At 28.7% G+C, this 15,026-nt stretch carries 14 protein-coding genes; all 14 read right to left on the reverse strand.

Annotated features, from left to right (window positions below):
- Window positions 1–56: 56 nt before the first annotated feature.
- The 14 genes from rpmE to KGF45_RS15660 all read right to left on the reverse strand — a co-directional run bounded on the left by rpmE (window position 57) and on the right by KGF45_RS15660 (window position 14,997).
- Window positions 57–257: a 50S ribosomal protein L31 gene (rpmE, locus tag KGF45_RS15595; protein ID WP_003421397.1), complete on the reverse strand. Its 201-nt coding sequence runs from the start codon at window positions 255–257 to the stop codon at window positions 57–59.
- A 151-nt stretch (window positions 258–408) separates the two neighbouring features.
- Window positions 409–2,034 carry a transcription termination factor Rho gene (rho, locus tag KGF45_RS15600; RefSeq protein WP_227842869.1) on the reverse strand — a complete coding sequence of 542 codons (1,626 nt, stop codon included), beginning with the start codon at window positions 2,032–2,034 and terminating at the stop codon, window positions 409–411.
- A gap of 499 nt (window positions 2,035–2,533) precedes the next feature.
- Window positions 2,534–3,499: a UTP--glucose-1-phosphate uridylyltransferase GalU gene (gene galU, locus KGF45_RS15605; protein WP_227839024.1), complete on the reverse strand. Its 966-nt coding sequence runs from the start codon at window positions 3,497–3,499 to the stop codon at window positions 2,534–2,536.
- A 117-nt stretch (window positions 3,500–3,616) separates the two neighbouring features.
- Window positions 3,617–5,506, reverse strand: a complete 1,890-nt coding sequence (pepF, locus tag KGF45_RS15610; protein ID WP_227842870.1) for an oligoendopeptidase F — start codon at window positions 5,504–5,506, stop codon at window positions 3,617–3,619.
- Between the two features lie 350 nt (window positions 5,507–5,856).
- The gene (gene spoIIE / locus KGF45_RS15615) at window positions 5,857–8,229 is read right to left on the reverse strand and encodes a stage II sporulation protein E (RefSeq protein WP_227842871.1); all 2,373 of its coding nucleotides are present in this window, start codon (window positions 8,227–8,229) and stop codon (window positions 5,857–5,859) included.
- Window positions 8,230–8,318: 89 nt separating this feature from the next.
- A complete protein-coding gene (locus KGF45_RS15620; RefSeq protein WP_227829094.1) occupies window positions 8,319–9,239 on the reverse strand; it encodes a Ppx/GppA phosphatase family protein in 921 nt (306 codons plus the stop codon).
- Between the two features lie 112 nt (window positions 9,240–9,351).
- Window positions 9,352–9,636 carry an FtsB family cell division protein gene (locus KGF45_RS15625; protein WP_227436281.1) on the reverse strand — a complete coding sequence of 95 codons (285 nt, stop codon included), beginning with the start codon at window positions 9,634–9,636 and terminating at the stop codon, window positions 9,352–9,354.
- 5 nt (window positions 9,637–9,641) lie between these two features.
- Complete coding sequence (gene yabQ, locus KGF45_RS15630) at window positions 9,642–10,172, reverse strand: spore cortex biosynthesis protein YabQ (RefSeq protein WP_227829095.1); 531 nt, start codon at window positions 10,170–10,172, stop codon at window positions 9,642–9,644.
- Window positions 10,173–10,427, reverse strand: a complete 255-nt coding sequence (locus KGF45_RS15635) for a YabP/YqfC family sporulation protein (protein ID WP_003421411.1) — start codon at window positions 10,425–10,427, stop codon at window positions 10,173–10,175. It lies immediately after the preceding gene.
- Between the two features lie 61 nt (window positions 10,428–10,488).
- Window positions 10,489–10,731, reverse strand: coding sequence for an RNA-binding S4 domain-containing protein (locus KGF45_RS15640; RefSeq protein ID WP_227436285.1), 243 nt, complete (start codon window positions 10,729–10,731; stop codon window positions 10,489–10,491).
- Window positions 10,732–10,802: 71 nt separating this feature from the next.
- On the reverse strand, window positions 10,803–11,081 hold the full coding sequence (locus tag KGF45_RS15645) for an HU family DNA-binding protein (RefSeq protein ID WP_227436295.1): 279 nt from the start codon (window positions 11,079–11,081) through the stop codon (window positions 10,803–10,805).
- An 88-nt stretch (window positions 11,082–11,169) separates the two neighbouring features.
- Entirely contained in the window at window positions 11,170–12,618 is a 1,449-nt protein-coding gene (gene mazG, locus KGF45_RS15650; protein ID WP_227829096.1) for a nucleoside triphosphate pyrophosphohydrolase, read from the reverse strand.
- A gap of 106 nt (window positions 12,619–12,724) precedes the next feature.
- Window positions 12,725–14,338 (reverse strand): polysaccharide biosynthesis protein, encoded by a 1,614-nt coding sequence (locus tag KGF45_RS15655; RefSeq protein WP_227829097.1) that lies wholly within the window; start codon window positions 14,336–14,338, stop codon window positions 12,725–12,727.
- A gap of 119 nt (window positions 14,339–14,457) precedes the next feature.
- Window positions 14,458–14,997, reverse strand: coding sequence for a stage V sporulation T C-terminal domain-containing protein (locus tag KGF45_RS15660; RefSeq protein ID WP_227436300.1), 540 nt, complete (start codon window positions 14,995–14,997; stop codon window positions 14,458–14,460).
- Window positions 14,998–15,026 lie beyond the last annotated feature (29 nt).

Here is a 15,026-nt window from a genome sequence, read left to right on the forward strand (position 1 = left end):
ATCTTTTTTTGTAATAAAATAGGAGTTGGCTTCCTCCAACTCCATTTTTATAAAAATTAGTCCATTTTGAATCTTTTTTTGAATTTGTCGATTCTTCCACCTTTTTCTATGTTCTTTTGTTTTCCTGTATAGAATGGATGGCACTCTGAACATATTTCAACTTTTATTTCGTCCTTAGTTGAACCAGCAACAAATGTGTTCCCACAAGCACAACGCACTTCAACTGGATTGTATTTTGGTTGTATTTCCTTTTGCATTATAGTCACCTCTTCTCTTTATTTAAAAAAATTAATTATATTAACTTTCTTTTTACATTATCAACTACATTATTATAGCACAACTTATTATGCCATTCAAGTGATTTTTCTATTACTTTATATAATCTATTTTTACAATTATTCCTTGATTTTACAAACTCTTTATCGATTTTACAAATTCTTTATTGTCTTTAGTTCTTTTTATAAGTTCAATGACTTTATCTGTAATTTCCATCACTGAATTATTACTCATTTCTCTTCTTAATCTCCAAAGAGCTGTTTTTTCTTCATCATCAAGCAATAAGTCATCTCTTCTTGTCCCAGACTTATAAATATCAATTGCAGGGAATATCCTTTTTTCAGCTAATTTTCTATCTAAATGTAATTCCATATTTCCTGTACCTTTAAATTCCTCGAAAATTACATCATCCATTCTAGAGCCAGTTTCAACTAGTGCTGTTCCTAGTATTGTCAAAGAACCACCTTGTCTTATATTTCTGGCAGCTCCAAAGAATTTTTTAGGTCCATGAAGTGCACCAGGGTCAATACCTCCAGATAAAGTTCTACCTGTAGGAGATATTGTAAGGTTATATGCTCTTGCAAGTCTAGTTATACTGTCTAGTAAGATTACTACATCTTTACCGTGTTCAACTAGTCTTTGAGCTCTATTTAATACCATTTCTGCAACCTTAACATGATGACTTGATACTTGGTCAAAAGTAGAATATATAACATCTCCTTCAATAGACTCCTTCATATCAGTAACTTCCTCTGGTCTTTCATCTATAAGAAGGACTATAAGTTCAACATTTGGATGGTTTTTAGCTATACTGTTTGCGACACTTTTTAAAAGAATTGTTTTCCCAGCTTTTGGAGGTGCAACTATCAATCCTCTTTGTCCTTTACCTATAGGAGAAATTAAATCTATAATTCTTGTGGCTATCTCATTTCTATTTGTCTCCAGTGTAAGTCGTTCTTCTGGAAAGATTGGTGTCAATGTCTCAAATGCATTTCTTTGTATAGCTGTATCAGGGTTCTCATCATTTATCTTTTGAACATATAAAAGTGCTCTAAACTTTTCTCCACTTTTTGGATGTCTAGTTATACCCTTAATCTTATCTCCTGTTTTCATATTAAATCTTCTTATTTGAGATGGTGAAACATATACATCTCCTTCAGTAGATAAATAATTTGAGCCTCTTAAAAAACCAAATCCATCTGGTAAAATCTCAAGTACACCGACTACTTCATCTTCCTTTGATGTGTTAAATTCATCTACTATCTTAGATTCATCTACTTGTTTAGGCATATAATAGTTTTTATTATTATTTCTGACCATTCTATTACATGTATTTGATGCCTTATTGTAATCATTTGTACTTGATGTCTTATTATAATCATTTTTTTGGTTTCTGTTATCTTGGCTTTGGGAAATATTCTGATTATCTATTTCTTTTTTGTTATATGATTTGGCAGGGCTCTTATATTCAACTTCTTTTTCTATGCTTTCGTTCTCTATATTTTCTTTTCTATTTTTCATGTCTTCTTTTATATTTTCATTTTTATCTTTATCTTTAATTTCTTCATTTGCTTTTATCTCATTTGTTTTTACTTCATTCTTGCTCTTAGAATTTATAATCTCAATTAGCTCATTTTTCTTATATGTAGTAATTGATTTTATTTTTAATTCTTTTGCTATTTCTCGTAGTTCAACTAATGTTTTACTACCCAATCCTTCTAATACTTTATCATCTAAAATCAAAAAAATCCTCCTCATCTATATATTCATTTATATATATACTTTTTTTGGAAATTGAAGGCATGAAAAAGAAAAGTTTTATTCAAACAGTTAAGTCTAATAATATCACTATTTATACATTATGGTCAATAAATAAAATTTAAAACATTATTATCCATTATATTTATTATATCTCAAGTCCAATCTTAGCACGCTTCTATAAATTTATCACTATATTTATATCTTATAATAATATTTTCCCTTAAAATATGCAACTGTTATAAAAATTATTTTTTATCTTTATAAATTCTAAAAACCATATATAACTAGAATTCTGTAAATTTTTGACTACATCAAGTTATATATGGTTTTTATATTTATGTATACCACAGTAGTTATTTATTTCTATAACATAGCTGCAATCATACTTAAAACAGCTGTTATACTTGTTAATACAAGAACACCCACAATCCCAACAGCTATTATTCTATTAATCTTTTTTTGACCTGATTTTGCCACACTACATCACCTTTCCTAATTATTTTTGAATTTCGAGCTCCTTAATTTCGCAAATCTTATCTGAATCTATTTCTTCATTTGTATTATTGTATAACACATTGACATCTTTATCAAATTCATTACAAACATGTCTTAGATACTTAATAAAATCTTCCTTAAGGTCTTCTTTCTTTAGAGCAAAATCGACAGTCGCTTCTAAAAATCCTAATTTATCACCAACATCATATCTCTTACCCTCAAAGTTATATGCATACATGGCTTCTTTTTTAGATAATACTTTTAAAGCATCTGTAAGTTGTACTTCTCCACCTTTACCTGGTGGTAAATCCTTAAGTATATCAAATATCTCAGGAGTTATTATATACCTACCCAAAATAGCTATATTTGAAGGTGCCTTTCCTGATTCTGGTTTTTCTACCATATCTTTTACTTTATAAACCCTGCCCTCTATATTTTTAGCTTCTATTATGCCATATTTATTAGTATCTTCTGGATTCACTTTTTGCACACCTAATATTGTAGTTCTATACTCTTCATATGCGTCTGTTAATTGTTTTAAACAAGGCACATCATTGTCTACAATGTCATCTCCTAGCATTACAGCAAAAGGTTCATCACCTATAAAGTGTCTAGCACAATAAATCGCATCTCCCAGTCCTTTTGGCTCTTTCTGTCTTATATAATGTATATTAATCATGTTAGATATGTTTTGTACTATTTCTAACAACTCTTTTTTACCTTTTTTTTCTAAATCAAGTTCTAATTCTACAGATTTATCAAAGTGGTCTTCAATAGATTTTTTATTTCTGCCTGTTATTATTAGTATTTCCTCTATTCCTGAAGCTACAGCCTCTTCTATTATGTATTGTAGAGTTGGTTTATCAACTATTGGTAACATTTCTTTTGGTTGTGCCTTTGTCGCTGGCAAAAATCTAGTACCTAAACCTGCTGCTGGTATTACAGCTTTTTTAACTTTAACTTGCATAGAATCATCTCCCACTAATTAATAGATAAAAAGTCCTATTATAAAATAGGACTTTAAACTTTTAGTATATTTTAACATTAATTCAATATATTTTCCATGTGGATTATAATAAATCTTTTATAATAGCTTTTCAAGTTCTGCTACCAAGCTGTCAAATTTTTTGATTGTATTTTCTATAGGTTTTGTATTAGTTAAATTTATCCCACTTCCTTTTAATAAGTCTATTGGATAATCTGAGCTTCCTTTTTTAAGAAAATTTATATAATTATCTGAGCCATTTTTTAGTATATCTTGGGCGAAACTCACTCCTGCACTACAACCTGTAGCATATTTATAGACATAAAAACTATTGTAAAAATGTGGGATTCTTGCCCATCCGACCTTAGATAATTGGTCTAATTCATAGTTTTGCCCATAATACTTCTTAAGAAGTTGTCCCCAAGCATCGTTTAACACTAATGCATTTACACTTTTTCCTTTTTCTACTAATTCATGTATAGTTTTTTCAAATTCAGCATACATAGTTTGTGTATAAAGAGTATCCTTTATTAAGTCTAGATATTGTGTTATATAATAGGCTTTCTCTCCATTACTTTTAGATTCTCTTATAAGCATCTCATAAAGCAATGCCTCATTAGTAGTAGACGCAACTTCATGAGTAAATATAGATGGATTTGAATTAAAATAATTTTGATTCTTAGAACTTAAATATTCATATACAGCATGACCTAATTCATGTGATAAAGTTGAAACTGAGCCTAATGAATTATTATAATTTAAAAGTATATATGGATGATTTTCATAGACAGATAAGCAATATCCACCACTTACTTTATTTTCATGTGAATAAACATCTATCCATTTTTCATTAAATGCTTTGTATACCACATCATTGTATTCTTTTCCCAAAGGTGATAATGCTGAATATACTATACTTTGTGCCTTTTCATAGTTGATATTACTATCAACAGCTTTAACTATAGGTACAGACATATCATATGAGTAAACCTTATCCAACTTTAAGACTTTTTTTCTTAAGTCTATATATTTGTGTAAACTATCCATATTACTGTTTACAGTTCTTATTAAATTATTGTATACTTTTTCATCTACATTATCAGATTCTAAATACATTTCTAAAGACGACTCATAACCTCTTTCCTGAGAATAAAATATATTCTTTTTAACTTGGCCAGTAATCAAGCCCGCAATTGTATTTATATTATCATTATAAGTAATGAGTTCATCTTGATAAGCTTTTTTTCTATTTTCTCTATCTGGAGATTCCAATTCACTTGCATATTGAGCTGGTGTCAGATTAGTTTTTCTATCCATATTTCTAAATAATTCATATACTTGACTTGGAAGACTACTTATTGAAGACACTTTACTTAGAATATCTTCTGATTTATCATCCAAATAATGTACTTTATTTCTTCTTATATCTCTTAAATATACACCATATTTTCTATTTATATTTTTATTTGAAATAATCTTCTTATAATCTCTATTTGATAATTTTAATATCTCTAACTCTAAATCTGAGCAAATCCCCATATAGTCTCCATAAGATTTACCCATACTATCACTCATATCTAAATATTTATATGAATTTTTATTAGTATCTTGTTTTAATTTTACATAGGCAGAAAGTTTATTTAATCTTATATCAAGTTTCTCTTTGATATCTAACGCAAAAGACAAATGCGTTGGTGACTTTGTAACTTTACCTATGTAATTTTTAAGTTCTTTTGTATCTTTATTAAAACTCTTAAGTTCTTTTTTCCATTGGTCATCACTTTTAAATAGAGACTGTAAATTCCAACATGTTTTTTCATAATCTATTTCTTGTTTTTTTTCAGCATCATCTTCAGTATCATTATTCATGACAGTAATTGCTCTATCATTATTTTTTTGATATCCTTGGTCAGCTTTTATACTTATTATTAACATGCAAAAAATAGAGATAAATAAAGGTATTATTGCTTTGCACAATTTCCTATTCATAAAAAGCCATCCTTTCAATAAGTTTACTTAATAATAGGATGGCTTTTTTTAGATATATTATTCAATTATTCATACTATATAAATAAATATCGAATTAATAGTTATCCACATAATAATCAACATATTCACAGGCTTTACTTGCTTAGAAATTTAGTTATTTCAACATGAATCTCTTTTGATAATAGCTTTTATTTTTTCTTTTTTTACATTTTATTAACATTTATGCCATACTTATCAACAAATTTTGTTGATTTATACGTTTTTTTTGTTAATAACTTTACTTTTTTCAAAAGTCTATTAACATATTATACACAAGTTATCCACATATTATACACAGAAATTTATAAATTTTATTTTGTACATATTTTTGTAACTAGAACAGTCATGTCATCTTCGATTTGTAACGCTTGTAACTCCAATGCTCTATCTAATATTAAATTTGAAATTTCCTTTGGATTAGTAGTTTCTATGTTTTTTAAGAAATATATTAACCAATTATCGCCTAAATTGTTATTTCTTCCTGCATCTACAATTCCATCAGAAACCATTATAACATAGTCACCTTCCTTAACTTTTACATTTTTTCTATCAATCTTTACATCTGATAATATACCAACAGGTAAAGATGATGATGATATTAAATCAACTTCTCCATCCTCTCTTTTTATATAGGTAGAACATGCTCCCATCTTTATAGTTTCTAAACAACCTCGTTTTAAATCTAAAATACCTAAATCGAGAGTTGAAAACATTTCTTCTGAAGACTTTAATAACAACATATTATTTATAGTATCTATGACTATTTCATCTTTAATCTTTGCATCTATCATTTTTTCTAGTATATCAATAGTAGCAGAAGACTCTTCATAAGCTTTTTTACCCTTTCCCATACCGTCGCTTATAGCCATCATATATTTACCATCATTTATCTCCATATATGTGTAATTATCTCCACAAAGGATATGTCCATCCCTAGACATTGCTGAAACTTCTGTAACAGCCTTATATTTTTGAGACTTAACAAATGTTGCTTTACATTTACCTCCTAAACAGTGACATCCTATTTTTCTAACAGACATATTCTCTCCTACTAGGTCTGAAATTATATCTACAATTTTATTTTCACACATGCAACCATCGTTACAAGTCTTCTTTTCTATTGATATTTCAAATTCGCTGTTACTCTTTGTTAAGTAACTTACTTTATCAACAGTTATATCATATCTCTCTAATTGTTCATATATATTTTTTTCTTTCTCTATATCCAACATTATATCGCCCTCTAAGTCCTGAGACAGCGATTTAATTGATTTTGAAATACTTCTTATCTGGTTTGCTATTAATTTTCTACTTTCTGAAAACTTCACACTCCAATCATAATCTAATACAAACATTTTATAATAGTGATTTGATATTTTCACTATTGATTCTGGCTTCATACATTCCTTTCTAAAATTTTTAGGTATATCGTTTACACTTAATTCTCCTTTCTCTTCAATTTTTTCAAGAATATTATATATCATAGTGTATGTATGATTAAATCTTGATTCCCAACACATTCTTCTCATACTACAACTTTTACATTCATCATTATGAATCATATCTATTACATTCGCTATGTCTCTTTGGTCTAACACTTTATCCTTTTCTCTTATCTTATCAAATGTATCTGCAAGGTCATCATAAGTTTTATATATACTATTTAATCGACTATTCGTTAAGTTTTTGCTTCTCATAATATAATCGTATACAATTTCATTTGAAGCTACATTACTTTTTATTAATTTTTCAATCTTATTGAATAATCTTTCTGGCAACACAAGCACTATCAAACACCCTAACAATATATCTCTTAGTTGCATCATGTTTGAAGTAATACCAGAAGTATATAGGTATATTATTGTCCAACTTAGAATATATCCTAATATACAGAAATATTTGTTTATCTTATTAAATGCACCACTTATTAATCCTGAAAAAGAATATATACCCATATAAATAGCTGATGTCATATTATTTAAAATAGATGCCACACCAATAATTACACCACTAGATGCTCCCATAGTAGCTCCACCTACTATTGAGGTCAGTAATATCAATACAGTTGACAAAATGGTCCTTATCGATATTCCAAACAAAGATATATCTCCTATCCCCATTATACTAAAGGTTAGCAGTAAACTTATTGATATGGCTTCTTCTGTCCGTACAGACATCCTATTGTTGACATTGGCCATTAAACCTATACCATAAGAAAATACATATATAGATATAAACATTATTATTGCTTCTACACCTGCAACAAGCAAATTATATACACACCTATCTGAAAAGAAAGCTTGTCCCATGGAAATTGGAAGTAATACTACTGCACCTATAAACGCCATTTTGGCAATTGAATCTAATAGTTTTAGTTTCTTATTTAATGCCATAAATATTGTAAGGCACACAGCATATTTTGCTACATTTCCAAAATCATTGAATGATAACAATATTCCTATTAATGTTGATATAAATACAGGTATCTTATACTTATCAATCTTTGATGCACATATAAAAAAGGCAATTCCTAAAGGAGCTACAGAGTCTACTATAATAGACCTACTAAGTAAAAATCCCATTACGGCGAATGCCACCGTAGTAAAATCAATATATCCGCTTATTAATTTTATGACATTTGGTTTTACAGTTTTGTTCTTTACAACTGCTACACTTCTTTGCATAAAAAAACCTCCTCTTTTGTTTATATTAAGAATTGTAACAAAGAGGAGTAATTTTTTTTGTCATAATCGGTTCCAAATATCAAAAAATATTAATACATTTTTTTTGACTTTTGACATATTAGGCCTTCCAAATTATCGTATTCACTTACGGTTATTTCTTCTATTTCTAATTTTTCCATTATTATATTCAATATTTTTACACCAGCAGTTATAATATCCGCACGTTTTTCTTGTAGCCCTTTTAAGTTCTTTTTATCACTTAATGTCATCTTTATTAATTTTTGTAGAATTTCTTCTATTTCTTTTTTGCATATTTTACTGTTATGTATTTTTTCCATAGAGTAAATTTCTAATTCTTGATTCATTGCTGACAATGATGTGATTGTACCTCCTATACCTATAAGAGTTTTTAATCCCTTTTCTTTTATGTAATTTAAAGTCTCACTAATTTCATTATATATAAATGAACTCATAGCTTCAAACTCTTCATTTTCAATAATATCGTGTTTCAAAAATTTCTCTGTCATTCTAAGAGCTCCTACATTTTCACTTTTATTAAATTTAATTCCATCTGAATCACCTATAATAAACTCTGTTGAACCTCCTCCAATATCTATAACAATAATATCATTATCCTCTTGTATACCTTCTAAAACACCTTTAAAGCCCAAATTTGATTCTTCTATACCCGTAACTATATCAACATCTATACCAGCTTCTTCTTTTGCTAGTTTAACAAAGTAATCTCCATTTTTACTATCTCTAAGGGCAGATGTCCCCATACAATAAATATTTTCACATTTTTCATCATTACACTTGTCAGAGAATTCTTTTAATGCTTTTATATTTCTTTGAATCGCATCTTCCTTTATATATCCTTTGCTATCTACGCCTTGCCCAATTCTAGTTGTATTAACAAATTTTTTTCTATTTATAAGCTTTCCATCCACATAATCTACTATCAACAATCTCATTGAGTTCGTCCCAATATCAATAGCTCCTATTTTCATTATAAAATTCCTCCTTAATCAAAATAAAAAGTCATCCTTAAACTGAATGACTTTTTTATTTAATCTTAAATTTTAAAATCAATATTCTTGTAGACTTATTAGCCAGTTTTAATCAACGATTTATATCTACATAAACGGTTTCATTAGGCTTTACCATGTTTAATCTTTTTCTAGCTATTTCTTCTAAGTCTCCTTCATATGATTTTTCATCTTTCTTTAAGCTGTTTATTTGTATTTCAGTCTTTTTTAATTGTTTATTTAGACTTGCTATTTCTGTTTTATATTCTTTAGCTTTTTCGTACTCAAATACAAATCCTGTCATTATACTAAAAATTGATATTCCTAAAAATAAACTGATAACAATAATTTGTCCTGAAAATTTTTTTCTTAAGTTCATTTTTCCTACACCCTTTTTTTAGTTTTAGTTTTTTTCTTAGATTTTGATTTTTTCTTGTTTTTTGATTTTTTATTTGATTTTCTCTTTATACTTTTTTTTGTTGCCATAAATATGTTTGGTATATAAAATATAATATCAAATAGTAGGTGTAGTGAATAGATTATAACGTAATACAAATTGTTTAAAAAACTGACTATGTAGTGTGTAACTTTTTTAAAAGAATTCCTCACAAAACGAATTATTTTATTGATAATTGATAAAACAATTTTACTTATGGTGTTATAGTATAAAATAAAACCAATAAACAAAGCCACAAAATGGTAATATCTTAAATTAAAAAACTCTGTAAGGTTTATTGTTATAAATATTATAATGGTTGCCAGAAACCAAAACAATACATCAAAAATTATTGCAAAATAATTGATGAATTTAAAACTCCCTCTCAGGCCTCTATAAAAATCAAACAACACTCCTATGAGTATTCCACCATAAATAGTAGCGTAGAAAATACTTACATCTTGAGTAAAAGGTATCATCTATCTAAATACCTTTTTCAAAAAACTTTCTTGTGGCTTTTTAGGCTTTGCATATACCATAGAATTTATAGTTCCATCTATGCTAATTATATTTTCGTCTATACTTAGCTTGCTCATATCTAGGTTTTCGCCTTCAATTACCATCTCGCCTACAGAAGTTTTAAGCTCTACTCTTTTATCATTAAAAGAATATATGTGCTCGACTCCTGAAATAACCAGCTTTGATCTATCTTTCAAAGTTATGTTCTGTTCCATAATATCCCCCCAGTAAATATTTCACTAATACTACTATTAATATACTAGAGGACTATTAATTTTATTCTAAAATTTCGTACATTTCTTTTGCATCATTTTTTAATACATGCTCTCTTACTTCATTTATCTTAAACTTCATCTTCTTCTCTCCAAATTGTATTTCTAGTGTATCTCCAATATTCACTTCTGAAGAAGATTTAGCGACTTTTCCATTTATAGTGACAATTCCTTTATCACATGCATCTTTAGCAACAGTTCTTCTCTTTATAATCCTAGATACTTTTAAAAACTTATCTAATCTCATAATTATCACCTTCCTTAGCTCTATAGAAAAAGTGTGGTAAATTTATCCACACTTTTTCACAAGATTTCTAATTATCCATTTATTGTATCCTTTAATCCTTTTCCAGCTTTGAAAACTGGTGCTTTAGAAGCTGGTATATCTATAATTTGCTCTGGATCTCTTGGATTTCTTCCTTGTCTAGCAGCTCTTTCTCTTGTCTCAAATGTTCCAAATCCAACTAATTGAACTTTTTCATTATTTACTAGTGCATCTTGAACAGAACTCATAAATGCGTTTAACGCAGCCTCTGCTTCCTTCTTTGTTAATCCACTTTTTTCTGCCATCTTTGATACTAATTCAGCTTTATTCACGATATTTACCTCCTAAAAATGTTTATAATATAGACTCCTATCTTTCTGATAAAAGTTCTAGATTTTTGACAAATTTCCTTCCACAATTTTATTGTTTTTTAGCCTGATTCCAAAATTCATCCATCTCTTCAAGTGTCATGTCTTCTAATTTTCTATTTAAATTCATTGCACTTTTTTCTACAAACTCAAATCTATTTATGAATTTATCTGTAGTACAGTTCAAGGCTTCTCCTGAGTCTATGTCTAAAAATCTAGCTAGATTTACTATCGAAAATAATAAATCGCCTAGTTCTTCCTTTATGTATTTTATATTCCCGACCCTGTGTTCGTCAAGTAATTCCTGATATTCTTCTTCAATTTTTTTAAATACATCTTCTACATTGTCCCAATCAAAGCCAACAAGAGCTGCTTTATGTTGAACTTTACTAGCCTTCATAAGAGCTGGTAAATGTTTTGGTATTCTTCTAAGGCCATCTGTTACAGTGCTTTCGCCTTTTTCTTCTTGCTTTAACTCTTCCCAAGTTTTTTCAAACTTAGACATATCTAGTTTTACACCATTAAATATATGAGGATGTCTATGAATTAATTTTTTGCATATACCATTTACCACTTCTTTTAAATCAAAGTAGCCTTCCTCATTACCTATCTGACAATGGAATATAACTTGTAAAAGAACATCTCCTAATTCTTCTACCATTTCATCTATATCATTATTATCAATTGCATTACAAAGTTCATATGCTTCCTCTATAACAGAATTTTTTAATGATTGATGTGTTTGTTTTTTATCCCATTCACATCCAGATGGACTTCTTAATGTATTAACTATTATTTCTAAGTCATGTACTGTATTATACATCTTTTTAGAACTTTTGGGTATATATAAGCTAGTTAAATAGTCAAAAAAGTTTTCATTTCTGTCTAATTCACATAATTTTATAAACTTTTTACTTTCTAAATCTTTGACACCTGCTCCATTTACTATACATATTTCTTGATTATAGTCATAATATTCCATAAGTTTTAACTTTACATTTGATGCTATAAATTTATCATACACTTGAGTTATTATCATACTTGTATCTAAATCTATGTATGAGTTTTCTATCTCAAAAGCATCTATCAATTTAAATCCATCAGATGGGTCTATAGCTAAATAGTTAAACATAGCGTCTACAAAGCTCATAGAAGGTACTATCTCCACTTTTATGTGCTTTTCATCGGCAAGTCTCTCTATTATACTTACAGTCTTTTCTGCGACCCTTGGATGACCAGGAACCGCATATACTAAATCACCTTTTGTAGATTCTTCTATAATAAATTCAGATATTTTTAAGTAAACACTCTCAAAGTTTTCCTCATTTTCATAAAAGTAATCTAAAGAAGTGTATTGTATAGTTTCTTTAAGTTTATCAATTATTGGATGTTTCTCTGTTCTAAAAAAGACTCTAGGGCTATTTTTTAAAGATTCCAGTACACCTTGGCTTATAAGAGAATAGTCTCCTGGTCCAAGCCCTACAATACTTATCTTACCCATAACATCACTCCCATTAGCAAATTTCACTTTATTTTTGTATTATTATACAAATAAGGAGCTTTACTATTTGTATAGTATTTCCTTTATTTGCATATATATTCCTATATTATCTTATAAGTTTAACTTTTTTTAACAATTTATATAATTTATCACCTTTTGGCATAGTTAATATCTCTTCTTTTTTAATTCCGCCTATTCCAAGAATAACTACTACATATACAATCCCACCAACACCTATTGCGATTATTGTAGACAGACTATTGCCCAATAATCCAACTAAAGCACCATAACTCAACTTAACCATTATAAACATTGTCATAACTGTTATAAATGGTTTTATTATAAATTCCTTCTTAGGAAATTTTACATTCATATATTTTTTAACATATAATAAGTTAATCATAGCTGCCACAAAGTATGCTGTAACTGTTCCAAAAGCTGAACCTAATACATTGATATCTGGTATACCTGTCAATGTGTAACTTATAACAATCTTACATAACATACCCACACATAGAGCAATTACGGGAACTATTGGTTTTCCCATTCCTTGAATTATACCTGTTAATGTTTGTATTAATCCTAGGAACAGTACACATGGAGTAAGAGTAAACAAGATAGTTCCTACAGATGATGGCTCATGTGGAAATAAAAGACCCATTATTGGTATCGCTAATGATGCCATACCAAACGCACAAGGTAATACTATAAGCAAAGTCACCTTAACAGCATTTTTAGTATCTTTTCTAGCCTTTGATTTATTACCTAATGCATATGCTTTAGAAATAGCTGGAACTAAGCTCATACTCATTGCAGTTGTTATAACGGCTGGTAAATTTATTGTTGCCATTGCCATACCTGTCAATTGACCAAACATTGAATTTGCTACTTTATATGTAAAGCCTGCTTCCATAAGTCTTCTTATTACAATAACATTATCTATCATATTTACAAGTGGCATTACTGATGCACCTATTGTTATCGGAATAGCAACTGTTAAAAGCTTTTTAAAGATATAAGAAACTTGTTCATCCTTGAACCTTTGACTCGCATCTATCTCAGCTCTACGTTCTCTTCTTCCTAACATATAAGCAAACATCAGATAAACCATAGATGCTACTGAACCTATTGTAGCTCCTGATATAGCACCTGCTGCTCCTAAAGTTTGCCCAAAACTTTTCATAAGTAGGTAGGCCAAAGTAAGACCTAATACAACTCTAAAAAATTGCTCTGCAACTTGAGACACAGCAATCTTAGTCATGTCTTGTCTACCTTGAAAATATCCTCTATATGCTGACATCGCTGGAACAAATAATAAAGCTGGAGCAATAGCTTTCATAGAGTACAATGCACCAGGATTTTTCATTATGTTTGTTACTATGTAGTCGGCCCCAAAAAACAATATACAAAATGATATTATACCAGTTATAAATAAAACTGTATGCGATACTTTAAATATCTTATTTGCACCTTTATAATTTCCAATAGCAACTTTTTCCGAAACCAATTTTGCCACAGCTGTTGGGAATCCAGCAGTAGCTAATGTTAAAAATAGAGTGTACACAGGATAAGCAGCCTGATAGTATCCCATTCCTTCTGAACCAATCATGTTCCCAAGGGGAATTCTAAAAAATCCACCCATTATTTTTACGATTACACCTGCTAGCCCAAGTATAAGGGCTCCTTTTAAAAAGGAGTCTTTGTTTTTGTTATTGTTCATAACATAACCTCCATACTGTTTATATAACAAACTTTAATATACCATATTTTTAATGCTATATTCAATATTTTAAACAAAAACTTCAAAAGACCTTCACGTAAAAGGTCTTTATGATAAAATTATTGAACTTGTTTTCCTAAAAAGTTAGCAGCTATTTTTAAAGATTTTTCTTCACTTTCTGCAATTGTATCTTTATCTTTTGAAACAACTACAATCGAACCTATACAGTCACCAGATGCACTAATTATAGGCATAATAACTTGACTAATATATTCCTTTTGGTCTTCTTTAAATAAAGGTAAAATATTTTTATCTTTTGAGTATTTTACTGTTCTTTCACTTATTATTGCTTCTAACTCATCACTTATACTTTTTTCTTTATAATCTTTTTTAGGAAGTTTAGATACAGCTATTATAGAATCTAAATCGGTTATTAATACACCATATCCTAATACTTCTGCTAATGTTTCAGCATATTCTTGGGAGAATTCATTTAATTCTCCTATTGGAGAGTATTTTTTAAGTATGACTTCTCCATCTTTTGCTGTGAATATCTCTAAAGGATCTCCTTCTCTAATTCTTAATGTCTTTCTTATCTCCTTTGGGATAACTACCCTTCCAAGATCATCTATTCTTCTAACTATACCTGTTGCTTTCATATTTTTTAATCCCTCCATAAATTACTTTA

This window comes from Clostridioides sp. ZZV14-6154 (assembly GCF_020657785.1).
Classification (GTDB): domain Bacteria; phylum Bacillota; class Clostridia; order Peptostreptococcales; family Peptostreptococcaceae; genus Clostridioides.

What these genes read in the sequence shown, in the direction of transcription:
- rpmE (WP_003421397.1), bottom strand. Translation starts at nt 257, where the DNA reads ATGCAAAAGGAAATACAACCAAAATACAATCCAGTTGAAGTGCGTTGT.
- rho (WP_227842869.1), bottom strand. Translation starts at nt 2,034, where the DNA reads ATGAGGAGGATTTTTTTGATTTTAGATGATAAAGTATTAGAAGGATTG.
- galU (WP_227839024.1), bottom strand. Translation starts at nt 3,499, where the DNA reads ATGCAAGTTAAAGTTAAAAAAGCTGTAATACCAGCAGCAGGTTTAGGT.
- pepF (WP_227842870.1), bottom strand. Translation starts at nt 5,506, where the DNA reads ATGAATAGGAAATTGTGCAAAGCAATAATACCTTTATTTATCTCTATT.
- spoIIE (WP_227842871.1), bottom strand. Translation starts at nt 8,229, where the DNA reads ATGCAAAGAAGTGTAGCAGTTGTAAAGAACAAAACTGTAAAACCAAAT.
- KGF45_RS15620 (WP_227829094.1), bottom strand. Translation starts at nt 9,239, where the DNA reads ATGAAAATAGGAGCTATTGATATTGGGACGAACTCAATGAGATTGTTG.
- KGF45_RS15625 (WP_227436281.1), bottom strand. Translation starts at nt 9,636, where the DNA reads ATGAACTTAAGAAAAAAATTTTCAGGACAAATTATTGTTATCAGTTTA.
- yabQ (WP_227829095.1), bottom strand. Translation starts at nt 10,172, where the DNA reads ATGATACCTTTTACTCAAGATGTAAGTATTTTCTACGCTACTATTTAT.
- KGF45_RS15635 (WP_003421411.1), bottom strand. Translation starts at nt 10,427, where the DNA reads ATGGAACAGAACATAACTTTGAAAGATAGATCAAAGCTGGTTATTTCA.
- KGF45_RS15640 (WP_227436285.1), bottom strand. Translation starts at nt 10,731, where the DNA reads ATGAGATTAGATAAGTTTTTAAAAGTATCTAGGATTATAAAGAGAAGA.
- mazG (WP_227829096.1), bottom strand. Translation starts at nt 12,618, where the DNA reads ATGGGTAAGATAAGTATTGTAGGGCTTGGACCAGGAGACTATTCTCTT.
- KGF45_RS15655 (WP_227829097.1), bottom strand. Translation starts at nt 14,338, where the DNA reads ATGAACAATAACAAAAACAAAGACTCCTTTTTAAAAGGAGCCCTTATA.
- KGF45_RS15660 (WP_227436300.1), bottom strand. Translation starts at nt 14,997, where the DNA reads ATGAAAGCAACAGGTATAGTTAGAAGAATAGATGATCTTGGAAGGGTA.